The organism is Pandoraea sp. XJJ-1 (genome assembly GCF_026802345.1).
In the GTDB taxonomy this organism is placed as follows: domain Bacteria; phylum Pseudomonadota; class Gammaproteobacteria; order Burkholderiales; family Burkholderiaceae; genus Pandoraea; species Pandoraea cepalis.
In genome coordinates this window covers 286,464-309,550 of record NZ_CP113827.1, presented here as the reverse complement: position 1 = coordinate 309,550, position 23,087 = coordinate 286,464, and the positions used below count along the sequence as shown (strand labels likewise).

General features: G+C 64.7%; 24 protein-coding genes and 1 pseudogene. 16 read left to right on the top strand and 9 right to left on the bottom strand.

All coding sequences use genetic code 11. The features are described from left to right. Positions 1–58 precede the first annotated feature (58 nt). The 16 genes and pseudogenes from urtB to ureG all read left to right on the top strand — a co-directional run bounded on the left by urtB (position 59) and on the right by ureG (position 14,306). Positions 59–1,681 carry an urea ABC transporter permease subunit UrtB gene (gene urtB, locus OYT13_RS01315; protein ID WP_017234032.1) on the top strand — a complete coding sequence of 541 codons (1,623 nt, stop codon included), beginning with the start codon at positions 59–61 and terminating at the stop codon, positions 1,679–1,681. Next, a complete protein-coding gene (gene urtC / locus OYT13_RS01310; RefSeq protein WP_017234031.1) occupies positions 1,682–2,884 on the top strand; it encodes an urea ABC transporter permease subunit UrtC in 1,203 nt (400 codons plus the stop codon). Positions 2,885–2,961: 77 nt separating this feature from the next. Next, complete coding sequence (urtD, locus tag OYT13_RS01305; protein ID WP_232424620.1) at positions 2,962–3,747, top strand: urea ABC transporter ATP-binding protein UrtD; 786 nt, start codon at positions 2,962–2,964, stop codon at positions 3,745–3,747. Positions 3,748–3,749: 2 nt separating this feature from the next. Further along, entirely contained in the window at positions 3,750–4,451 is a 702-nt protein-coding gene (gene urtE, locus OYT13_RS01300) for an urea ABC transporter ATP-binding subunit UrtE (RefSeq protein WP_017234029.1), read from the top strand. A gap of 77 nt (positions 4,452–4,528) precedes the next feature. Next, positions 4,529–5,380 carry an urease accessory protein UreD gene (locus OYT13_RS01295; RefSeq protein ID WP_268567157.1) on the top strand — a complete coding sequence of 284 codons (852 nt, stop codon included), beginning with the start codon at positions 4,529–4,531 and terminating at the stop codon, positions 5,378–5,380. Between the two features lie 424 nt (positions 5,381–5,804). Then, complete coding sequence (locus tag OYT13_RS01290; protein WP_039830361.1) at positions 5,805–6,575, top strand: transporter substrate-binding domain-containing protein; 771 nt, start codon at positions 5,805–5,807, stop codon at positions 6,573–6,575. 40 nt (positions 6,576–6,615) lie between these two features. Then, the gene (locus OYT13_RS01285; RefSeq protein ID WP_017234026.1) at positions 6,616–7,302 is read left to right on the top strand and encodes an amino acid ABC transporter permease; all 687 of its coding nucleotides are present in this window, start codon (positions 6,616–6,618) and stop codon (positions 7,300–7,302) included. Continuing rightward, entirely contained in the window at positions 7,299–7,949 is a 651-nt protein-coding gene (locus OYT13_RS01280; RefSeq protein ID WP_017234025.1) for an amino acid ABC transporter permease, read from the top strand. Before OYT13_RS01285 ends, OYT13_RS01280 begins: the two co-directional genes overlap by 4 nt. Continuing rightward, entirely contained in the window at positions 7,936–8,658 is a 723-nt protein-coding gene (locus OYT13_RS01275; RefSeq protein WP_017234024.1) for an amino acid ABC transporter ATP-binding protein, read from the top strand. Before OYT13_RS01280 ends, OYT13_RS01275 begins: the two co-directional genes overlap by 14 nt. A 164-nt stretch (positions 8,659–8,822) precedes the next feature. Next, complete coding sequence (locus OYT13_RS01270) at positions 8,823–9,125, top strand: urease subunit gamma (protein ID WP_017234023.1); 303 nt, start codon at positions 8,823–8,825, stop codon at positions 9,123–9,125. A 233-nt stretch (positions 9,126–9,358) separates the two neighbouring features. Beyond that, positions 9,359–9,934 (top strand): HupE/UreJ family protein, encoded by a 576-nt coding sequence (locus tag OYT13_RS01265; RefSeq protein WP_017234022.1) that lies wholly within the window; start codon positions 9,359–9,361, stop codon positions 9,932–9,934. 45 nt (positions 9,935–9,979) lie between these two features. Further along, positions 9,980–10,285 carry an urease subunit beta gene (locus tag OYT13_RS01260; RefSeq protein WP_017234021.1) on the top strand — a complete coding sequence of 102 codons (306 nt, stop codon included), beginning with the start codon at positions 9,980–9,982 and terminating at the stop codon, positions 10,283–10,285. Beyond that, the gene (gene ureC, locus OYT13_RS01255) at positions 10,282–11,982 is read left to right on the top strand and encodes an urease subunit alpha (protein WP_017234020.1); all 1,701 of its coding nucleotides are present in this window, start codon (positions 10,282–10,284) and stop codon (positions 11,980–11,982) included. The genes OYT13_RS01260 and ureC overlap by 4 nt, the downstream gene beginning before the upstream one ends. Positions 11,983–12,042: 60 nt before the next feature. After that, positions 12,043–12,720 (top strand): annotated as a pseudogene (ureE, locus tag OYT13_RS01250) (urease accessory protein UreE); the annotation flags it as partial. 139 nt (positions 12,721–12,859) lie between these two features. Further along, on the top strand, positions 12,860–13,585 hold the full coding sequence (locus tag OYT13_RS01245) for an urease accessory protein UreF (protein ID WP_017234018.1): 726 nt from the start codon (positions 12,860–12,862) through the stop codon (positions 13,583–13,585). Positions 13,586–13,667: 82 nt separating this feature from the next. Then, positions 13,668–14,306: an urease accessory protein UreG gene (gene ureG, locus OYT13_RS01240; protein ID WP_017234017.1), complete on the top strand. Its 639-nt coding sequence runs from the start codon at positions 13,668–13,670 to the stop codon at positions 14,304–14,306. Between the two features lie 32 nt (positions 14,307–14,338). Here the strand turns inward: ureG and OYT13_RS01235 are convergent, their stop codons facing one another. The 9 genes from OYT13_RS01235 to metF form a co-directional block, all read right to left on the bottom strand. Beyond that, positions 14,339–14,641, bottom strand: a complete 303-nt coding sequence (locus tag OYT13_RS01235; RefSeq protein WP_268567156.1) for a type II toxin-antitoxin system RelE/ParE family toxin — start codon at positions 14,639–14,641, stop codon at positions 14,339–14,341. Next, on the bottom strand, positions 14,638–15,048 hold the full coding sequence (locus tag OYT13_RS01230; protein WP_017234016.1) for a hypothetical protein: 411 nt from the start codon (positions 15,046–15,048) through the stop codon (positions 14,638–14,640). Before OYT13_RS01230 ends, OYT13_RS01235 begins: the two co-directional genes overlap by 4 nt. A 146-nt stretch (positions 15,049–15,194) precedes the next feature. Beyond that, the gene (locus tag OYT13_RS01225) at positions 15,195–16,160 is read right to left on the bottom strand and encodes a TraB/GumN family protein (protein WP_150562112.1); all 966 of its coding nucleotides are present in this window, start codon (positions 16,158–16,160) and stop codon (positions 15,195–15,197) included. A 32-nt stretch (positions 16,161–16,192) separates the two neighbouring features. Beyond that, complete coding sequence (locus OYT13_RS01220; RefSeq protein WP_083902301.1) at positions 16,193–17,239, bottom strand: peptide ABC transporter ATP-binding protein; 1,047 nt, start codon at positions 17,237–17,239, stop codon at positions 16,193–16,195. After that, positions 17,236–18,240 (bottom strand): ABC transporter ATP-binding protein, encoded by a 1,005-nt coding sequence (locus tag OYT13_RS01215; protein ID WP_261939383.1) that lies wholly within the window; start codon positions 18,238–18,240, stop codon positions 17,236–17,238. Before OYT13_RS01215 ends, OYT13_RS01220 begins: the two co-directional genes overlap by 4 nt. Next, positions 18,237–19,157 carry an ABC transporter permease subunit gene (locus tag OYT13_RS01210; protein ID WP_017234012.1) on the bottom strand — a complete coding sequence of 307 codons (921 nt, stop codon included), beginning with the start codon at positions 19,155–19,157 and terminating at the stop codon, positions 18,237–18,239. The genes OYT13_RS01215 and OYT13_RS01210 overlap by 4 nt, the downstream gene beginning before the upstream one ends. Positions 19,158–19,169: 12 nt before the next feature. Further along, complete coding sequence (locus tag OYT13_RS01205) at positions 19,170–20,174, bottom strand: ABC transporter permease subunit (RefSeq protein ID WP_017234011.1); 1,005 nt, start codon at positions 20,172–20,174, stop codon at positions 19,170–19,172. A gap of 229 nt (positions 20,175–20,403) precedes the next feature. Beyond that, positions 20,404–22,044: an ABC transporter substrate-binding protein gene (locus tag OYT13_RS01200; RefSeq protein ID WP_017234010.1), complete on the bottom strand. Its 1,641-nt coding sequence runs from the start codon at positions 22,042–22,044 to the stop codon at positions 20,404–20,406. A gap of 204 nt (positions 22,045–22,248) precedes the next feature. After that, the gene (gene metF / locus OYT13_RS01195; protein WP_017234009.1) at positions 22,249–23,079 is read right to left on the bottom strand and encodes a methylenetetrahydrofolate reductase [NAD(P)H]; all 831 of its coding nucleotides are present in this window, start codon (positions 23,077–23,079) and stop codon (positions 22,249–22,251) included. Positions 23,080–23,087: the final 8 nt, after the last annotated feature.

Below are 23,087 nucleotides of genomic sequence, written 5' to 3'. Positions count from 1 at the left end.
CCTTCCATTCCCTGCGCCGGCGCCGGATCGATGGCCGCCGGCGCGCGCAGAGGTTTTGATGATAACGATAAGACGCTGGACCGCTGCCGCCCTTGTCCTGCTCTCGCTGGGCGCCGCGCTGACCACTCCCTCCCTGGCCCATGCCGCCGTCTCGAGCGCCGACCTCACGGCGCTGGCCGGCGACGACTTCGACGCCAAGTCGCAGGCCATCGATCATCTTGCGTCCGACGACTCGCCGCAGGCCGCCGCACTCCTCAAGGCGCTGGCCGACGACACGGTCGTGACCGTGGGCGATCGCCTCGCCATCCAGGACGGCGAGAAGACCCTCGATCCGATCACGGGCGCCCCGATCAAGGGCGACAACGCGGGATCGATCACGCTCAACAACGTGCTGCGCGCCAAGGTCGCTACGGCCGCCGCCGCCGGCGCCTTGCGCTCGCCCGATCACGACGCCCGGGCGCAAGCCATCGACACGATGCTGCAAAACCCGTCGCCCGCATTCAAGACGCTCATCGAACAGGCGCGCCAGAAGGAGACCGATCCGACGCTGCGCAAACGGCTCGACCAGCTCTGGGCACAGACGGCATTGCACGACACCGACGCGAAGAAGCGTCGTGAAGCCATCGATCTGATCGCCGCGGCGGGCGACCCTCAGATGCGCGATCTGCTGCTGCCCATCGTCGCGAAGCAAGCGGACGGCACCTATGCCGAACCCGACGCCAGCGTGCGCAGCGCCGCCGACATCGCCCTGACGAAACTGGCCGCCGCCCAGCGCCGCAGCGAGTTCTTCGGCACGCTTTTCGCCGGTCTGTCGCTCGGCAGTGTGCTGCTGCTCGCCGCGCTCGGCCTGGCCATCACCTATGGCCTGATCGGCGTCATCAACATGGCGCACGGCGAATTCCTGATGGTCGGCGCGTACGCCACGTATGTGGTGCAGACACTCTTTCAGCGCTTCCTGCCGGGGGCGTTCGACGCCTACCTGGTCGCCGCCGTGCCCGCCGCCTTCCTTGTGGCGGCCTTCCTCGGCTTCGTGCTGGAGCGCACCGTCATCAAGCATCTGTACGGCCGCCCGCTCGAAACGCTGCTCACGACGTTCGGTATCAGCCTGCTCATGATCCAGGGCGTGCGCACGCTGTTCGGCGCGCAGAACGTGGAAGTGATCAATCCCTCGTGGATGAGCGGCGGCGTCGCCGTACTGCCCAACCTGATGTTGCCGTATAACCGCATCGCGATCCTGATATTCGCGCTGGTGGTCGTGGCGCTCACCTGGTCGGTGCTCAACCTCACGCGCCTGGGGCTGTTCATTCGCGCCGTCACGCAGAACCGGTCGATGGCCGCCTGCGTCGGCGTGAAGACGGGACGCGTCGACAGCTATGCCTTCGCGTTTGGCGCGGGCATTGCCGGACTGGGCGGATGCGCGCTCTCGCAGATCGGCAACGTCGGCCCGGACCTCGGGCAGAGCTACATCATCGACTCGTTCATGGCCGTGGTGCTGGGCGGCGTGGGACAACTGGCCGGGACCATCGTCGGTGCGTTCGGCCTGGGCATCGCCAACAAGCTGCTCGAACCGGTGTGGGGTGCCGTGCTCGCCAAGATCGCCGTGCTGATCCTGATCGTGCTGTTCATCCAGAAACGCCCGCAGGGCATGTTTGCGCTCAAAGGGCGCAGCGCGGAGGCCTGAATGCAGACGTCGAACTTCCTGCCCGAAGGGATCGCCCCTTCGATCTCGCTGGACGTGCCGCCGCGCGCCCGGCTCCTGCCGAAGCATGTCGCGCCCTTGCTGTTCGCGTTCGTGCTGGCGGTGACGATTCTCGTGCCGGTTTGCGCCCTGGTGCTGCCGGCCACGCACCCGTTGCATCTGTCGGCCTACGCGATGACGCTCGTGGGCAAGATCATGTGCTACGCAATTGCGGCGCTCGCGCTCGATCTGGTGTGGGGCTATTGCGGCATCCTGAGCCTGGGCCACGGCCTGTTCTTCGCGCTCGGCGGGTATGCCATGGGGATGTACCTGATGCGCGGCATCGGGCGCGACGGCGTGTATCACAGCAACTTGCCCGACTTCATGGTGTTTCTCGACTGGAAGTCGCTCCCCTGGTACTGGACCGGCACCGAGCATTTCGCCTGGGCGATGTTTCTCGTCGTGGCACTGCCCGGCGTGGTCGCGTGGCTCTTCGGGTATCTGGCCTTCCGCTCACGCGTGAAGGGGGTGTACCTGTCGATCATCACGCAGGCGCTCACGTTCGCCGCCATGCTGCTTTTCTATCGCAACGAAACCGGCTTCGGCGGCAACAACGGCTTCACCGACTTCAAGCGCATTCTCGGCTACTCGATCACGTCGGCAACCACGCGCACGGTGTTGTTCCTCGTGACGTTCGTCGTACTGATCGGTGCCTTCGTGCTGTGCCGCGCGCTGGTCGTCTCGAAGTTCGGCCGTGTGGTCACGGCCATTCGCGACGGCGAATCGCGCGCCATGTTCCTCGGCTACCGGCCGCTGAGCTACAAGCTGTTCGTGTGGACGTTGTCCGCCATGCTGTGCGGCATTGCGGGCGCGCTTTACGTGCCGCAGGTCGGCATCATCAACCCGAGCGAGATGGCGCCGGTCAACTCCATCGAGATGGCCATCTGGGTCGCCATCGGCGGACGCGGCTCGCTCGTGGGCGCGATTGCCGGTGCGTTCCTCGTCAACGGTGCGAAGAGCTTCTTCACGGCGTACTTCGCCGAGTACTGGCTGTTCTTCCTCGGCGCGATGTTCGTGCTCGTGCCCCTGCTGCTGCCGCAGGGCGTGATCGGCCTCGTCGCACAACTGTCCCGCAAGCGCACGCCACACGCGCCGGCCGCCGCCGAAGGCGATGCGCCGCACCCCGCCACCGGAGACCGCGCATGAGACCCGACATCGACATCAGTTGGCAAATCGCCGACGCCCCCGATGCATCCGTCACCGTCAGCGGCGACCCTACCGGGATGTCGCATCTCGTGGTGCCGGGCGAGATCGACACGTCGCACGGTCTTATCCTCTACCTCGAGAACATCTCCGTATCGTTCGACGGCTTTCGCGCCCTCAACGACCTGTCGCTGGCGATCAAGACCGACGAGCTGCGCTGCATCATTGGCCCGAACGGCGCGGGCAAGACAACGATGATGGACGTCGTGACGGGCAAGACCCGCCCCGACGCCGGCCGCGCCTTCCTCGGCCAGACGCTCGACCTCACCCGGCTCGACGAGCCGGCCATCGCGCAGGCGGGCGTGGGCCGCAAGTTCCAGAAACCGACGGTGTTCGAACATCACAGCGTGTGGGAGAACCTCGAACTCGCGTGTGCGGGCGACAAACGCTGGTTCCGCGCCCTATGGGACATGCTCACGCCGACCATGCGACGCCGCATCGAGGAAGTGCTCACGCTCACGCACCTGGAGCATCAGGCCCATGTGCGTGCGGGACAGTTGTCGCACGGCCAGAAGCAGCGCCTGGAGATCGGCATGTTGCTCATGCAGCAACCGCAACTCTTGCTGCTCGACGAACCCGCCGCCGGCATGACCGACGAAGAGACCGCGCAGCTCGCCGAGTTGCTCAACCGGCTGCGCGGGCATTGTTCGATGATGGTGGTCGAGCACGACATGGCGTTCGTCGCCGCGCTCGCCGGCGAGACGGGACTCGTGACCGTGATGGCCGAAGGGCGGGTGCTGGCGGAAGGCACGCTCGATGTCGTGCAACGCGACGAGCGCGTGATCGAATCGTATCTGGGACGCTGACCATGTTGGAAATTCACGCACTCAATCAGTACTACAGTGGCAGCCACATTCTGCGCAACGTGGAGTTCACCGTGCCCGACGGCCAGCTCACCGTGCTGCTCGGGCGCAACGGCGTGGGCAAGACCACACTGCTCAAGTGCCTCATGGGCGTGGTGCCGGTGAAGTCGGGCAGCATCGCGTGGCGCGGCACTGCCCTGACGTCAGCCCCCCCGTATGCGCGCGTGGCGCATGGGCTGGCGTACGTGCCGCAAGGACGCGAGATCTTCCCGCGTCTCACCGTCGAAGAGAATCTGTTGATCGGTGCGGCGAGCCGTCCCGCGCGCGAGGCCAAGCGCGGCGTGCCCGAGCACATCTACGAACTGTTCCCCGTATTGCGCGATATGAAGCAGCGGCGCGGCGGCGATCTGTCCGGCGGGCAACAACAGCAACTTGCCATTGGACGCGCGCTCATGAGCGACCCGCAACTGCTGATCCTCGACGAGCCGACCGAAGGCATTCAACCGTCGATCATCAAGGACATCGGGACAACATTGCGGCGTCTGGTCGACGAACGCGGCATGACGGTATTGCTGGTCGAGCAGTATTACGACTTTGCCCTGCAACTCGCGGATCACTATCGCGTGATGAGTCGGGGCGCCATCGTGGCGAGCGGCCTCGGCAAGGACATGGAAGCCGACGGCGTACGGCATCAGGTGGCCGTGTGAGACAGAGACGGCAGGTTTCGATGTCGCGCACGGTCGGCGCGTGCTAGATTCGCGCCATCCATTGCCGAACGATTTTCATGAATTCTCCGCACACGCCCAGCGCCGGCTGGCACGCCGCGCTGACGCTCGGCTTCGCCCGTCAGGAAGCGCGCACCGTTCTCGCCACGCGACGCCACCACGGCCCGCTCGTCGTCCAGAAGTCACTTCATCCGGAAGGCCCCGGCATTTGTCATGCCGTTGTCGTACATCCGCCCGGCGGGATTGCGGGCGGCGACACGCTGTCCATCGACGTCGAGGTCGGTCCCAACGCGCACGCCGTATTGACCACGCCAGGGGCGACCAAGTGGTACAAGTCGCAAGGCCGATTCGGGACGCAGGACATCAGCCTCACCGTACGCGACGGCGCGAAGCTCGACTGGCTGCCGCTCGAGAACATCGTGTTCGAGCATGCGGATGCGCGCCAGTGCATCACCGTGAAGCTTGGCGAGAACGCGTCCGTCATCGGCTGGGACGCCACGCTGCTCGGCCGTCAGGCGGCGGGCGAGCAGTGGACGCACGGTCAATGGCGCGCGCGCTTCGAACTACGCGATGCGACGGATCGTCTGCTGTGGGCGGAGCAGGCCGTGCTCGACGCCGACGATGCGCAACGCACCGGCACCACCGCGCTGGCGGGTTTCCCCATCTTCGCCACGCTGTGGGCCGTCGGTGCCGCTTGCACACGCGAGCTGGCCGAGTCGCTCGCCCAAGGCCTGCCGTTCGACGACACGCTGCGCGCGGGGATCACGTGCCTGCCGGGCAACGTGCTCGTGGTGCGCGTGCTCGGCTACGACATGGAGACGGTACGGCGGTTGCTGGTCTCGCATTGGCTGACGCTGCGCCCGCTCGTTCACGGCGTGCCCGCCGAGCCGCTGCGACTCTGGGCGACGTGAGACGGCTTCCCTCCCGTCACACACACCACACGCACCATAACGGTGACGCGCGCGCTGCCGCGTCATCCTCTCCGGCCCGAATTCGCACCAATGCTGGGCTTCCCTCCCCGTTTTCGCCACTTACCGTTGTCGTCGCCATTGCTGTCGCCGTAGCCGTCGGCACGGCACGTTGCGCGTGCGTGCGCCCCATCCCATCAGCCCCGTGACCTGAAGCATTGCCGGGCACGATTCCTGCTAGATCACTGTATCGACCGGTCAGACCAGATGTGCCGGCCGCCGGAACACTCCTGTTACCGGAATGCTTCGCCCCCCGATCCACGAGGTTGCCTCTATGCTGCCGTTCATTCGTAGTGCCTTCTCTCACGACACCGTTGCCGCCACGCTCGGCGCACGCGCACGGGCCCGTCGCGCTTTCACCACGCTGATGCTGGCCGTGAGCGCAATCACCGTCTTCGCCGTGGCCGTGCCGCGCAGCGCGCATGCCGACGGACTCGACGACATCATCAAGCGTGGCACCCTGCGCGTAGCCGTGCCGCAAGACTTCCCGCCGTTCGGTTCGATCGGCGCCGACATGAAGCCGGTCGGCTACGACATCGACGCTGCCGCCTTGCTCGCCAAGGGCATGGGCGTGAAGCTGGAACTGGTGCCGGTGACGAGCGCCAACCGCATCCCCTACCTCACGACGAACAAGGCCGACCTGGTGATCTCCAGCCTCGGCAAGAACGCCGAGCGCGAGAAGGTCATCGATTTCTCGCAAGCGTATGCGCCGTTCTACAACGGCGTGTTCGGACCCAAGGATCTCGCGGTGTCCAAGCCCGCCGACCTGTCGGGCAAGACCGTCGGTGTGACGCGCGGCGCCGTCGAAGACCTCGAACTCTCGAAGATCGCCCCGGCCGACGTCACGATCAAGCGCTTCGAAGACAACAACGGCACGATCTCGGCGTTCCTGTCCGGGCAGGTGCAATTGGTCGCCACGGGCAACGTCGTGGCTGCGGCCATTCTCGCCAAGCACCCGCCCAAGTTGCCGGAGCCGAAGTTTCTCATCAAGAACTCGCCGTGCTTCGTCGGCCTGAACAAGAACGAGCCGCGGCTGCTCGCCAAGGTCAACGAGATTCTCGCCGCGGCGAAGAAAGATGGCGCGCTGAGCAACGTCTCGCAGAAGTGGCTCGGCATGCCGCTGCCGACGAATCTCTGATCTTGACATCCCGCCCCTCGCGACTCCTCACCGGCTTCACATGCATTACGTTCTCGATTTTGCCGATCTGCGGCAATACCTGATGCTCTTCGTGCGCGGCGCCGCGCTGACGGTTGTGCTCACGGCCGTGTCCACGGTCGCGGGCGTGAGCCTCGGCGCGCTGTGCGCCGTCGCCCGCGAGGAAGGCGCGGTGTGGCTCAAAGCCATTACCGGGCTGTACGTCGAGCTGATCCGCAACACGCCGTTCATTGTGCAGCTCTTCTTCATCTTCTTCGGACTGCCGAGTCTTGGCATTCATATCGACGAGACGACCGCCGCCGTGCTCGCCATGAGCGTGAACCTGGGCGCGTACGCCACCGAGATCATTCGCGCCGGCATGCGAGCGGTGCCGCGCGGTCTGTCCGAAGCGGGACTGTCGCTCGCCATGACGCGCGGCCAGATCCTGCGTCATGTGATCTTGCCGCAGGCGTTTGCCAAGGTGTTCCCCGCACTCGCCAGCCAGATCGTGATCGTGATGCTGGGGTCGGCCGTCGTCTCGCAGATCTCCGTGCCCGATCTGTCATACGCCGCCAACTTCGTGCAGTCGCGCACGTTCCGGGCGTTCGAGAGCTATCTGATCGTCACCGCCGTGTACCTCGCGCTCGCGATCGCACTGCGCCGTGTGCTGACGCGCTGCGCACGGCGCCTCTTTCGCGGCACGGTCAACGTCAAGGCAGGTGCCCGATGATCGAGTTCTCGACGTGGGACATGTTGCACGGCCTGCTGCTGGCAGCCCGCTGGACGCTCGCCCTGTCGGCCATCGCCTTCGTCTGCGGCGGCGGCGTCGCCCTGATGTTGCTTGTCGTGCGCGTTGGACGCGTTTCCTGGGCAGCACGCGCCGTGGCGCTGTATATCGAAGTGTTCCAGGGCACGCCGCTGCTCATGCAGTTGTTCCTGGTGTTCTTCGGCTTGCCGCTGCTCGGTCTCGACGTCTCGCCCTGGGTCGCGGCGGCCGTGTGCCTCACGCTCTACACGAGCGCCTATCTCACGGAGATTTGGCGCGGTTGCGTCGACGCGATTCCGCACGGCCAATGGGAAGCCTCGTCGAGTCTCGCCATGCGATACGGCGAGCAACTGCGTCACGTGATCTTGCCGCAGGCACTGCGCATTGCCATCGCGCCCACGGTCGGCTTCTCGGTGCAGGTCGTCAAGAGCACGGCGCTCGCGTCGATCATCGGCTTCGACGAACTCACCAAGACCGGCACCATGCTCACCAACGCGACGTTCCAGCCGTTCACCGTGTACGGCCTCGTCGCGCTGCTCTACTTTGCTGCCTGCTATCCGCTGTCGCTGTGGGCGCGTCATCTCGAAAGGAAACTCCATGTCGCTCATTGAAGTCAGGGGCATGCAAAAGCGCTTCGGCGAAACCCCCGTGCTCAAGGGCATCGATCTGGACGTCGAGCGCGGCCAGGTCGTGTCGATCATCGGCAAGAGCGGGTCGGGCAAGAGCACATTGCTGCGCACGCTCAACGGCCTGGAGCGGTTCGACGCGGGCAGTGTCGCCGTGGAGGGCGTGCACGTCGGAGCGCGCGACACCGATCTGCGCGCATTGCGTCTGAAAGTCGGCATGGTGTTCCAGCAGTACAACCTGTTTCCGCATCTGTCGGCCGGCGAGAACGTGATGCTCGCGCAGAAGGTGGTGAAGAAGACGCCGGGCGCCGAAGCGCGCGACGTTGCCCGCGCCATGCTCGATAAGGTGGGACTGGCCGACAAGTTCGACAGCTATCCATCGCAGCTCTCGGGCGGTCAACAGCAGCGTGTGGCGATCGCCCGCTCGCTCGCCATGCGTCCGGCCGTGATGCTGTGCGACGAGATCACCTCGGCACTGGATCCCGAGTTGGTCGCCGAAGTGCTGGGGGTGCTCGAAAACCTCGCCGCCGAAGGCATGACGCTGATTCTCGTCACGCACGAGATGCGCTTCGCCCGTCATGTGTCGGACCGCGTGGTGTTCATGCATCAGGGCAAGATCTGGGAGTCCGGCGCGCCGGAAACCCTCTTCACGCAGCCGTCGACACCAGAATTGCAGCGCTTTCTCTGCCAATGACGACGCCGATGACCGACACCTGCCGCCGCGTCGTTTCGCACAGTTTTGGTGCGTGCCACGCAGGCGGCAAAACCCAGTGGCGCGGACAAGAACGTGCGCCTATGATGTGCGGCAACGGCGACCGCCCCACGACCCTTTCGCATTGACGTTCCCCCCCGTTCACGATGAAGCTCACTCCGCGCGAAAAAGACAAGTTGCTCATCTTCACCGCCGCCTTGCTCGCCGAACGTCGGCGTGCGCGCGGGCTGAAACTGAATTACCCGGAGGCCGTGGCCTTCATCAGCGCCGCCCTCATGGAAGGCGCGCGCGACGGACGCACCGTGGCCGACCTGATGCATTACGGCACCACGCTGCTCTCGCGCGACGACGTGATGGAAGGCGTGCCCGAAATGATTCCGGACATTCAGGTCGAAGCCACGTTTCCGGACGGCACCAAGCTCGTCACCGTGCACCACCCGATTCCCTGAAGGACGCACGCGCGGAATGCCGAGCGTACGAAGGTGGCCCTCATCGCCGTTCGTTCTCGGTCACCCTTGTCCTTCGCTTCGCATTCGATTCTCTGTCGTCGACAACCCCATCTTAAGGACGTCTCATGTCAGTGGCTCGCCTCCCTATTGCCCGTGATGCCCATGAAGTGACCGTCGCGTACGCGGCGGATGCTTCCCCGGCCCCCGGTCGCACGTACCCTCGCGTCGTGCGTGTGACGACTGGCCTCGCGCTGCTCGCCGCTTCGAGTCTGGCGCTCGCGCACCCCGGTCATCCGGGCCATGACGCGGCGGGCAGTTTCGTCGCAGGTTTCGTGCATCCGCTCACCGGCGCCGATCACCTTTGCGCCATGATCGTGGTTGGCTTGTGGAGTGCGCTCACGTCGAAACGTGTCTGGCTCGCCCCGTTGGCTTTCGTCGCCATGCTTGCTGCAGGCGGGTTACTCGGCATGGCGTATGGCGCGGGGCTGCCGGGCGTCGAGCCGATGATTGCCGTCTCGCTGCTCGTGCTGGGACTCATGCTCGCGACGCGCGCGAAGCTACCCGCCGCAGCGGGGGCTGCTGTCGTCGGCGCGTTCGCGATCTTCCATGGGGTGGCTCACGGTGCGGAATTGCCGGTCGAGGCGAGCGCCATGCATTACATGGCCGGCTTTCTGCTCGCGACCGGCGTGCTGCACAGTCTGGGCATCGTGGCCGGCGTTGCGCTGCGTCGCCGTACCGCGTGGTTGCCGCGCGTGCTCGGCGCGGGCGTGCTCGCCTACGGCGCGGCGCTGCTCGTCGCGGCGGCCTGAACGGCCAAGGTTGCGCGCATCCTTCAATTCCTCCAAGAGACGCTCATGATTCCCGGAGAACTGTTGCCCGCCGCAGGTGACGTCACGCTGAACGAGGGTCGCCCGACCCTCAGCGTGAGCGTTGCCAACACCGGCGATCGCCCGATCCAGATCGGCTCGCATTTTCACTTCTACGAAGTCAACGACGCGCTGCAATTCGACCGCGAAGCGACGCGCGGCTTTCGCCTGAACATTGCGTCCGGCACCGCGGTGCGCTTCGAGCCGGGGCAGCAACGCACGGTCGAACTGGTCGCGTTGGCGGGGGACCGCCGCGTCTTCGGCTTCGCGGGTCGCGTGATGGGGGCGCTATGAAGATTTCACGCCGCGCCTATGCGGAAATGTTCGGCCCCACGACGGGCGACCGGCTGCGGCTCGCCGACACGGAACTCATCGTCGAGATCGAGCGCGACTATACGATCTACGGCGAAGAAGTGAAGTTCGGCGGCGGCAAGGTGATTCGCGACGGCATGGGCCAATCGCAGCGCACGCGTGCCGACGTCGTGGATACCGTCATCACCAATGCCGTCATCATCGACCACTGGGGCATCGTCAAAGCCGACATCGGACTCAAGGACGGCCGGATCTGGGGCATCGGCAAGGCGGGCAATCCGGACATCCAGCCCGGCGTGACCATTCCACTGGGCGGCGCGACGGAAGTGATCGCCGGCGAAGGCATGATCGTCACGGCAGGCGGCATCGACTCGCACATCCACTTCATTTGCCCGCAACAGATCGACGAGGCGCTCTCGTCCGGCGTGACCACGCTGCTCGGCGGCGGCACCGGGCCGGCGACCGGCACGAACGCCACCACCTGCACGCCGGGGCCGTGGCACCTGGAGCGCATGCTGCAAGCGGCCGACGGCTGGCCGATCAACCTCGGCTTTCTCGGCAAGGGCAACGTCAGCCAGCCCGCCCCGCTGATGGAGCAGATCGAGGCCGGCGCGATCGGCCTGAAGCTGCACGAAGACTGGGGCTCCACGCCGGCCGCCATCGACGCCTGCCTGTCGGTGGCCGATGCGACCGATACGCAGGTCGCCATCCACACCGACACGCTCAACGAGGGCGGCTTCGTCGAAGCCACCGTTGCGGCCATCAAGGGCCGCACGATCCACACGTACCACACCGAGGGCGCCGGGGGCGGTCACGCACCGGATATTCTCAAAGTGTGCGGCGAGGCGAACGTGCTGCCGTCGTCCACCAACCCGACGCGGCCGTACACCATCAACACGCTCGACGAGCATCTCGACATGTTGATGGTCTGCCATCACCTCGATCCGGCCATCGCGGAAGACATTGCGTTCGCCGAATCGCGCATTCGCCGCGAAACGATTGCCGCCGAAGACATCCTGCATGACCTTGGCGCACTGTCGATGATCTCGTCGGACTCTCAGGCCATGGGGCGCGTCGGCGAGGTCGTCATGCGCACGTGGCAGACGGCGCACAAGATGAAGGTGCAGCGCGGCGCGCTCGGCACCGACTCGGCGCAGGCCGACAACTTCCGCGTCAAGCGCTACGTGGCGAAGTACACGATCAACCCGGCGATCACACACGGCATGGCCCATGAGATCGGCTCGGTGGAGGTCGGCAAATGGGCCGACCTGGTCCTGTGGGAACCGGCGTTCTTCGGCGTGAAGCCGTCGCTGATTCTCAAGGGCGGCATGATTACGTCAGCGCTCATGGGGGACCCGAACGCGTCCATCCCGACGCCTCAGCCGGTGCACTATCGCGAAATGTTCGGCGCGCGCGCCGGGGCGCTGGCGCGCACGTCGCTCACGTTTGTGTCGCAGGCGGCGTACGATGGCGACGTGGCCGGCCGCTATGGACTGGCCAAGCGCATCGTGCCGGTGCGCAATATCCGGCAGGTGACCAAGGCCAACATGATCCACAACGACTGGCTGCCGCATATCAGCGTCGACCCCGAGACCTATCAGGTCATCGCCGACGGGCAGTTGCTGACCTGCGAGCCTGCGAGCGTGCTGCCGATGGCGCAACGTTACTTCCTCTTCTGAGCTATGTCGCAAGCCCCCGAATCGCCCCACCCGGCAGATAACGCCGCCCCTCCCACGACGCTGCGCCGCGTCGAGAAACGCCTCGAGGCCGGACGCCTGGCTGCGCCGCTCATGCGGCGTGCCCCGGCGCTCGTGTTGCCGTTCGATGCGCGCAGCAAGAGCCGCCTGCGCGCCACGCTGGAGACCGGCGAAGACGTCGCCCTGTTCCTGCCGCGTGGCACCGTGCTGCGCGGCGGTGACGGGCTCGTGGCCGACGACGGCGGTCTCATTCGCGTGGAAGCCGCCCCCGAGACGGTGCTGCTCGTCACGGCCGCCACGCCGCTCGCGCTGACCCGCGCGGCATACCATCTCGGCAATCGGCATACGCCTGTCGAAGTGGGCGATGGTTATCTCAAGCTCGAATACGACCCGGTGCTGCGCGACATGTTGCTGCGACTCGACGTCGACGTAGCCGAAGCCTTGATGCCGTTCGAACCCGAAGCGGGTGCCTATGGCGGCGGCCACAAGCATGGTCACGATGCGACCTTCGCCGAAGACATGGCGCTCGCCCAGCGCGTGTTCCATGAGCATCATGGACATTCGCACGAGCATGAGCATGATCACGGGCACGGGCACGGGCACGGGCACGGGCACGGGCACGGGCACGGGCACGGGCACGGGCACGATCATGACCATGATCGCGGCCATGTTCACGGCCCGGGGTGCCATCACGATCACGCGGCGGTTCACGCGCATGGCCCGGATTGCGCGCACTCGCACGCTCACGACGATCATCACGGCCATGCCCATGTTCACGGCCCCGATTGCGGGCATGACCACTCCCATACGCCGGACAGCACCACTACCGGCAATGCGCCTTTCCCTGTGAGTCCGACCGATGACGGCAAGTCTGGCCAGTCCTCTCGCTGAACCGGTTGCCACCGCGTCGTTGCAGTCACTCGCGGCGCTGCTGCATCTCGCATCGCCGGCGCTGCCCATCGGCGCGTTCAGCTATTCACAAGGGCTCGAAGCCGCGGTGGAACATGGCATCATCCACGATGCCCCGAGCGCCGAGCGCTGGATTGCCAGCCAGCTCGACGGCGTATTCACGACCGGCGAGATGGCCCTGCTCGCCAGACAGTGGCGCCACTGGCAAGCGGGCGATGTCGCGTCGCTCACCCGTGTGAACGAATGGCTACTCGCCACGCGCGAGGCGGCCGAGTTGCGTGCGGAAACCGAGCAGATGGGCTGGTCGCTCACGCAACTGGCGATCTCCCTCGAATGGGGGAATCCGATACAGCGCGAACACCTGTCCTCGCTGCGTCCGATCGCGTTGCCAACGGCCTTCGCCTTTGCGGCGCTGACGCATGGCGCTCCGCTGCTGGACACGCTCGTCGCTTACGCGTTCAGTTGGCTCGAGAATCAGGTGGCCGGCGCGCTCAAAGCCGTGCCGCTCGGACAATTGGCCGCGCAACGGGTCATCGTGGCATTGCGCCCTCGTGTGGTCGATGCCGCGCATCGAGCCGCGTCGTTGCCGGATGACCGGATCAATACCTTTTCCCCGGCGCTCGCCATTCTCGCGTCGCGTCACGAAACACAGTATTCACGCTTGTTCCGTTCGTGAGACGCGATACGTCGCGTCCACGATTTTCGTCATTTCGTCATTTCGTCATCTTTCCTTTTTTCCGCCACTCACGACATTCGCCATGACGACTTCTGCCAACGCCCGTCGTACCAAGAAGAATCCGCCGCTGCGTGTCGGCATCGGAGGCCCGGTCGGCTCCGGCAAGACCACCCTGACCGAGATGCTCTGCAAAGCCATGCGCGAGCGCTACGATCTCGTCGTCATCACCAACGACATCTATACGAAAGAGGACCAGCGCCTGCTCACGGTGGCCGGCGCGCTGGCGCCCGAGCGCATCCTTGGCGTCGAGACCGGCGGTTGCCCGCACACGGCCATCCGGGAGGATGCATCGATCAACCTCGAGGCCGTCGAACGCATGCTCGAACGCTTTCCTGACGCCGACGTGGTCTTCATCGAATCGGGTGGCGACAACCTCGCGGCCACGTTCAGTCCCGAACTCTCGGATCTCACGATCTACGTGATCGATGTGGCCGGTGGCGAGAAGATTCCGCGCAAGGGCGGCCCCGGCATCACCAAGTCCGATCTCCTCGTCATCAACAAGACCGATCTCGCCCCCTACGTCGGGGCATCGCTGGACATCATGCGGTCGGATACGCAAAAGATGCGCGGCATGCGTCCGTTCGTCATGGGGAACATGAGGGAAGGCAAAGGCCTTCAGGAGATCATCCGTTTTATCGAGGCACGGGGGATGCTGGCTTGAGGTCATGCACGAAGCGGCCGGCCGGGGATACGTCAGTCGTGGAATGGGTAGTCCCTGGGAGGCCAGGGACGACTGACGTTGTGTAATTTGAGAATGGTGACTTTGTTCTCCTTTAGACGGTAAATGATTCGGTATCGCTTGTGAGAAACAAGTTCTGGGGTATTGGGTAAGCGCCCGGGACGACCAATGGCAGGAAACGAGCGCAGTGTTTTCACTGCGCGTTTCAGCGAATCCTCAAAATCGAGGGCGACGTGGAGGTTGAAATTCTCCAGCGACATCCTGGCGATGGTGCGATCCCTTTGGGCATGCTTTGACCATTGGATCGTTGCAATCACAGCCGTTTCAGAACGCTCCGTCTCCACGCCTCAGCCTCGGCGCTGACCACCTCATCGGGTACCGTGCGGCCGGCGTCGGCGTCCCGCAGCCCCAGTAGGATGCCCACAAACTCGTCGACGTGGATCTCGCTGGGGTCATGCGGGAACTCGAAATACGCTTCATTGAGGTCGACGGAGCATCCGGTCTTTACGACTTCGCTGGGCAGCTTGCGGCCGGCGGCTACGTCGGCAAGTCCGCGGATCGTTGCTTCGTAGAGGATCTGCGCCTCTTCTTCAACGCTGAGCGCGTAATGCTCTATGCGCTCAACGGGCTCAACCGGCTCGGATGGCTCAAAAGGCGTGGAAGGAATGGCATGCGCCGGCGCTTGGCGCACGGCAAGATCGGCGCTTTGATCGACAATTGGCATCGTGGCTCCTGACAAGGATTTGGGCGGGGGGCCACTCACACGAGTGTGACCAAATTAATCGTCAGGGATGGGGGAGTCAATCGGGTGGGCTTGTTTCTCGGGCGATTCCTAGCCGGATCGCCCGCCTGTCTCAGGTCCGTTTCAGACTACCGCTGCGCCACGGAAAACCCATGCTCCCGCAGCAGTTGCAGCACCCCATGCGGGCCGCCGAGATGGAGCGTGCCGATGGCGACGAAGACCGGCTTGCCCGGGTCCGCCAGAAACAGCATGCGCGCCAGAAAACGCCGATTGCGCGAGTACAGAATGCGCTCGTCGATCGCGTCGGCCAGTGCCACGTTGCGCCGCACTTGCGCCGCCTTGCCCTGAGACCAGTCGAACACCAGCTCGGCATCCCCGGCCCGCCACAGACGGTGCAACTCCTCTACCTGCGCCGTGGCGGTCTTGGGTGTGAGCACCAGCTCCTGCGCCAGCAGTTCGTTTTGCTGAGCCGACGTCAGTCCGGTGAAGGCATCCATCTGCTCCGCCAGCGATTCGAGACCGACGATGCGCCCGCGATAGATGTTCTCCAACTGGTTCTCGGTGCCGTACTCCGTTTGCAGATCGGCCCCCATCGAATCCAGCGTCTCGACGAGCAGCGCCGCCAGCCACGGACGCATGTGACGAATCTCGGCCAGCATCGCCGGATTGCCCTTGAGACGCGCGCGCAGCTTACGCCACAGCGCCCCCGGGATAAGCCTCGGCAGACAGGCGCGTGAGCACATGCCGTACTTCTGCACGTCGTCCTGGGACATCGTCAGGTCGTCGGGCGACAACTCGAATGCCACCACCGACGACACGCGCAGCGCATCGACCACGACTTTGCGAAACGGGTAGTCGTCCGGCTTGCCGACGTGCAGGGTGCCCATCACGTAGATGGTCATGTCGCCCTTGCGGGCTTCGTAAAACGGGAGATTGGCGCCGGGCGGCGATTCGCCCGGCTCGGGCACGACCAGCGGCAACGTTCGCGGCGCCACGGCTTGCGGCGTTACGATCGACGCCGCGTCCAGCGTGATGGCGAACGTCATCAGCAGGCAACCGAGCAGCCAGCCGGCCAATGCAGCGCCCCGACTCACATGCGTCGCGCGTGGTGGTCCACCCAATCTCGTCATCCCTCAATGTCTTCAACCCGATGGCACGCCACCAGACGCCCGTCGAGCTTGCGCAGTTGCGGCACTTCTTCGCGGCAACGGTCTATCGCGTACGGACAGCGCGGTGCAAACGCACACCCCGGCGGTGGCCGCAGCGGCGAGGGCAACTCGCCGGTCAGCGCCATCTTCACGCGCCGCTCGGCGGCCTTGATCGCCGGCGTCGCCGACATCAGCGCCTTGGTGTACGGATGCAGCGGCTTGCCGAACACGGCGGCCTTGGGGCCGTGTTCGACCGCGCGGCCGAGATACATCACCATGACGTCGTCGGCCACATGCTCGACCACGGCGAGATTATGCGACACGAATACGTAACTCGTCGCGTATCGGTCCTGCAAATCCATGAAAAGATTCAGGATCTGTGCCTGAATTGAGACATCCAGGGCCGAAACCGGCTCGTCCGCGACCACGATGGCCGGCGACAGGATCATCGCCCGGGCAATCGCCACCCGCTGCCGCTGCCCGCCAGAGAACATGTGCGGATAGCGCGCCACATGTTCCGGACGCAGCCCCACCGTGCGCATCATCGCCGCGATCGTCTCGCCGCGTTCGGCACGGCTCGCCGAGGTGTTGATGGACAGCGGCTCGTCGAGCGCCTGCCCCACCGTCTTGCGAGGGTTGAGCGACGCATACGGGTTCTGGAACACCATCTGGATCCGCGTGCGCAGCGGCGCCAGCGCCCCCGCCGACGCCGCCGTGGTCTCGGTCGCGTCGACCACGAGTCTGCCGGACGTCGGTGCTTCGATCAACGTCAGCACCCGCGCCAGCGTCGATTTGCCGCACCCCGACTCACCGACCACGGCCAGCGTACGACCGGCGGCCAGCGAGAACGACACGCCGTTGAGTGCCTTGACCGTGGCCTGTGGGCGCATGAAGCCACGATTGACGGCGTAGAAGCGCGTCAAATCGTGCGCGGCGAGCACCACGCGGCTGCCGCCGCGGTCAGCTTCATGTGCGTCCGGGGCCTGCGGCACTCCCGGAGGTGTCGCGAAAACGGTTTCACTCATTGCGCACCTCCTGTCGTGCGTTCTTCCGCCAACGCATGCGGCAGCGGCTTGAAGCATCGCACCTGGGGCGAGCCCGAAGCGTTCGGCCCGACGTAGGGCTGCAACGCCGGGGGCACCGTGCGGCAATGGTCGTCGGCATACGGACAACGCGGCGAAAGCAGACAGCCCGTCGGCCGATCGTCGCGCCCCGGCACCATGCCCGGCAACGTACGCAGTCGCCGCACGCCCCGGTTGTGCTCGGGAATCGCTGCGAGCAACGCCTCCGTGTAGGGATGATGCGGGGCATCGAACAGCGCCGGCACCTGCTGGTTTTCGATCACCTGCCCCGCATACATGACGGCCACCCGGTGCGCGACTTCGGCCACGACGGCGAGATCATGGGAGATCAGCACGAGCGCCATGCCGTGATCCTTCTGCAATTGCAGCAGCAAGGCCATGATCTGCGCCTGGATGGTGACGTCGAGCGCGGTGGTCGGCTCGTCGGCAATGAGCAGCTTCGGGCGACAGGCAATCGCCATCGCAATCATCACCCGCTGGTTCATTCCGCCGGAGAGCTGATGCGGATACGCGCCGACCCGGTTCGCGGCATCGGGAATTTCGACCTGCTCCAGCAACTCGACGACGCGATTGTGCAACGCACGTCCGCGCAGCCCCATGTGGCGGCGCAACACCTCGGCGATCTGATAGCCAACGGTGTAGCTCGGATTCAGGCTGGAAAGCGCGTCCTGAAAGATCATCGACACGTCGCGGCCGACGATGCCGCGCCGCTCGCGCGACGACGCGCGCAGCAGATCGCGTCCGTCGAAGCGTACTTCATCGGCACGTACGCGGCCTGGCGCGTCGACCAGCCCCATGAGCGCGAGCATCGTCACACTCTTGCCCGAACCGGATTCGCCGACCACGCCAAGAATCTCACCCTGGCCGACATCGAGGTCAATGCCCTCGACCGCGCGTGCGCCGTCGAAGTCGACCGAAAGATTTCGAATGGAGAGCAGGCTCATGCGATTCGCTTCAATTTGGGGTCAAGTGCGTCGCGCAGGCCGTCGCCGACCAGGTTGATGGCGAGCACCGAGATGACGATCGCAAGTCCCGGCAGCGTCACAATCCACCAGGCACTTTCCATGTAGTCGCGTGCGGAGGCAAGCATCGAGCCCCACTCGGCGAGCGGCGGTTGCACGCCCAGGCCAAGAAAGCCGAGCGCCGCCGCATCGAGAATGGCCACCGAGAAACTCAGCGTGGCCTGCACGATGAGCGGCGCCGCGCAGTTCGGCAACACCGTCGAGAACATCAGTCGCAGCGTGCCCGCCCCGGCCATGCGCGAGGCAATGACATATTCGCGCTGCAACTCGCCAATCGCCGCTGCGCGCGTCAAACGCACATACGCCGGCAACGTCACGATCGCGATGGCGATGGTCGTGTTGGCGAGGCCCGGGCCGATCACGGCGACCACGGCCACGGCCAGCAACAGCGACGGCAACGCCATCATCATGTCCATCAACCGCATGATCGGCGTGTCGAGCCAGCGTGGGAAGAATGCCGCCAGCAGCCCCAGCAGAATGCCCGGAATCAGCGAGAGCACCACCGACGACAGACCGATCCAGAACGACAGGCGTGCGCCATAGATCAGACGCGAAAGAATGTCGCGGCCGGCCTCGTCGGTCCCGAGCAGGAACTGAAGCTTGCCGCCGTCGAACCAGGCGGGCGGAATCTTCACGAAGTCGCGATATTGCTCGATGGGGCTGTGCGGCGCGATCCATGGCGCGAAGATCGCCGCCACGAACATCGACAACAGCACGATGGCCGCGGCCGTTGCACCACGGTTCGCGGTGAAGCTGCGCAGGAACTCCCGGAACAACCGCGCACGAGGTGTGGCCGTCACGGCGGCGGGGGGCGGCAGCGTAGCCGGTGTATCGCTCATGATTGACGTCCCTCAGTGCCGGATGCGCGGGTTGACGACGCCATAGAGCACGTCGACCAGCAGGTTGACCAGGATCACGCCCGTTGCGATAAGCAAAATGCCGCCCTGCACCACCGGATAGTCGCGTCGCAGAATGGCATCGATCAGCCATTTGCCGATGCCGGGCCACGAGAACACGTTCTCGGTCAGCACCGCACCGGCGAGCAGCGCGCCGACTTGCAGACCAATCACGGTGATGACCGGAATCAGCGCATTGCGCAACGCATGCACGACGATCACGCGCCACGGGGAGAGTCCCTTCGCACGCGCCGTACGGATGTAGTCCTCGCGAAGCACTTCGAGCATTGCCGAGCGCGTCATTCGGGCAATCACCGCGAGCGGCACGGTGCCGAGCACAATGGTGGGCAGAATCAGATGACTCACCGCGGAACTGAACGCCCCTTCGTCGCCCGAGAGCAATGTGTCGATGAGCATGAAGCCGGTGACGTGCGGCACATCGTACTCCACGCCAATGCGGCCGGAGACGGGCGTCCATTGCAGGTAGACGGAGAAGAACATGATGAGCAGCAGGCCCCACCAGAAAATCGGCATGGAGTAGCCCGTGAGGGCCGCGCCCATCGTGGTGTGGTCGAGCATTTTGCCGCGCCGCAGCGACGCCGCCACGCCGGCGGGCAAGCCGACTGCGAGCGCGAAGATCATTGCGCACAGGGCAAGTTCGAGCGTCGCGGGAAAGCGGGCGAAGAACTCGTGAAGCACCCCCTCGTTGGTGACGATGGAGCGCCCGAGGTCGCCTTGCGCCGCGTGCTTCAGATAGACGAAATATTGCGTGGTGAGCGGCTGATCGAGACCCAGGCGCTTCATCGCCTCGGCGTGCATGACCGGGTCGAGATTTCGCTCGCCCACGAGCACTTCGATCGGATCGCCGGGAATCAGGTGAATGAGCGCGAACGCCAGGACGGTGATGCCGATGAACGTCGGGATCACCATGCCCAGTCGTCTCATGACGAATCTCAGCATAGGAGGTTTCCGTGGGGGCTTCGCGCACCGCCCATCCCCTGTGCGGGGACGGATGGCGCTATGCCGCGTGAATCAATCATGGACGATCCTTTGTCCTGTTGCGGCAGGCGGACTCGGGCGCGGCGGCCGAGTCTGCCTGCGTGATACCGGGATGACGACGGACGGCGACAGATAGCGACCGACACCCGGCGTCAGCCGGATGCGGTCATCAACGCGCCCGCCGGGTGCCTTACTCCAGCGATACGCCAATGAAGCTGTTGCGGCCGAACGGGCTCAGCTTGAAGCCCTTCACGTTCGTGGCCATCGGCTTGTACTGCGTGGAGTGCGCGATGGGCGAGAACGGCAGTTGTTGCGCGAAGATCTCCTGTGCCTGCGTGTAGAGCTTCGTGCGCAAGGCGACGTCCGTGGTCTGGCGTGCTTGCTTGATGAGATCGTCGAACGGCTTGTAGCACCACTTCGAGAAGTTGTTGCCGTTGACCGAATCGCAGCCGAGCAACACGCCGAGCCAATTGTCCGGGTCGCCGTTGTCGCCGGTCCAGCCAATGAGCAACGCGTCGTGCTCACCCGCCTTGGCGCGCTTGATGTACTCACCCCACTCGTACGTGACGATATTGGCCTTCACGCCGATCTTTGCCCAGTCGGCCTGAATCATCTCGGCCATGAGCTTGCCGTTCGGGTTATACGGACGTTGCACCGGCATGGCCCACAGCGTGATTTCCATGTTCTTCACGCCCGCCTTCTCAAGCAGCGCACGGGCTTTCTCCGGGTCGTAGCCAGCCGACTTGATGTTCTTGTCGTAGGACCACTGCGTCGGCGGCATCGGTGCGCCGTTCGACAACTGTCCGGCCGAGCCATAGACGGACTGGAGAATCGCCTTCTTGTTGATCGCCATGTCGAGTGCCTGGCGCACTTCCACACGATCGAGCGGCTTCTTCTGCACGTTGTACGCCACGTAGCCGAGGTTGAAGCCGACCTGGTCCGGCATCTTGAGCTTCGACGCCTTGCCCTGCGCCGCGATCTCGGCCTTGATCGCATCGACATCGGCCGGGCGCGGGTAGGTCGTGATCTGGCATTCGTTGCGCTTGAGCTTCTGAATGCGAACGTTGGCGTCGGTCGTGATCGCGAAGATCAGCTTGCTGACCTTCGGCGGCAGACTCGTGTTCCAGTATTCCTTGTTGCCATCGAAGCGCAGCGTGGCATCTTTCGTATAGCTGCGGAAGATGAACGGCCCGGTACCGACCGGCTTGAGCGCGATATCGCGAGCGTTGTTCGCCGCGAGCAGCTTGTCGGCGTACTCCTTCGAGAGGATCGATGCGAACGGCATCGCCAGGTTCTGAAGGAACGGGGCGTCGACCTTCTTCAGCACGAAGCGAACGGTGTACGGATCAACGACCTCGATGTGGTCGATATCAGCCTGCAGACCCATGTCGACGAAATACGGAAACTCCGTCGGATAGGCCTTGCGGAAGGGCATGTCGCGATCGCCCATGCGATCGAAGGTGAACTTCACATCCTCGGCATTGAAATCGCGCGTGGGTTTGAAGTACTCCGTGGTGTGGAACTTGACGCCCTTGCGCAGATGGAATGTGTAGATCTTGTTGTCCGGCGAGATGTCCCACGACTCCGCGAGTGAGGGCATCACGCCCGTCTCGCCCGGCTTGAACGCGATCAGGCGATTGTAGATGGCGTCGGCAGGATCGAAATCGGTGCCGGTAGTGAGCTGGCCCGGATCGAAGCCGACCGGGCTGCCCTCGGAGCAGTACACGAGGGTCTTGTTCGGGATTTCGACAGCTGCGGCGGGCCGGATCACGGCCACACCGGCAAGCAACGTCGCAGCCAAAAGCAAACGCAGGGTGTGAGTCTGTTTCATAGGCTCCTCGGGATCGGGTGTGATGCCCGGCAACGGTCTGTCGCCGAGCCTACCGGGGATATTACTGAAGCTTCCCCCGTGCCACAACACGCCAAATCCCTAGCAAACCGCCTATTTGTGGTGTTTTTGATTAGGAAATCACTGAATTGTGATTAGAATTGACTTCCCATCCGCCCACCGTTCGGCCAACGATTTCGCGACGCGTTACAGACCGAGTCGCTGCCACATCGCCTTGGTGGCCGACGCCGCGTTGAGGGTATAGAAGTGCAATCCGGGCACGCCCTGCGCGAGCAGCCGTTCGCATAGCGCCGTCACCACATCGAGCCCGAAGGCGCGGATCGAGTCGCGATCGTCGCCAAAGCCTTCGAGACGCTTGGCAATCCATCGCGGCACTTCAGCACCGCACATCTCCGAGAAGCGCATCATTTGCGAATAGTTCGTGATCGGCATGATCCCCGGCACGATCGGCACGTCGACACCGAGACGCGATGCATCGTCGACGAAACGGAAATAGGCATCCGCATTGAAGAAGTATTGCGTGATGGCCGCATTCGCCCCCGCCTTCACCTTGTGGGCGAAATGCTCGAGGTCCAGGCGCGGCGACTTCGCCTGCGGATGGTACTCCGGGTAGGCCGCCACCTCGATGTGGAACCATTCGCCGGTTTCGGCACGAATGAACTCGACCAGCTCCGACGCGTAACGAAACTCGCCGATCTCCCCCATTCCCGACGGCAGATCGCCGCGCAGCGCCACGATGTGGCGGATGCCGTGTTGGCGATACGTCTGCAGAATCTCGCGGATGTTGTCCTTGGTCGAACCGACGCAAGAAAGGTGGGGGGCCGCTTCCACGCCTTCGCGTTGGATTTCGACAACCGTATCGAGCGTACCCTGCTGCGTGGAGCCGCCGGCACCGAACGTCACCGAGACAAACTTGGGGCCGAGCGGGAAGAGTTGCTGGCGCGTGGCGCGCAGCTTCTCCGCGCCCTCCGCCGTCTTGGGCGGGAAGAATTCGAAACTGAAGGAAGGTTGCGTCATGATCGTTC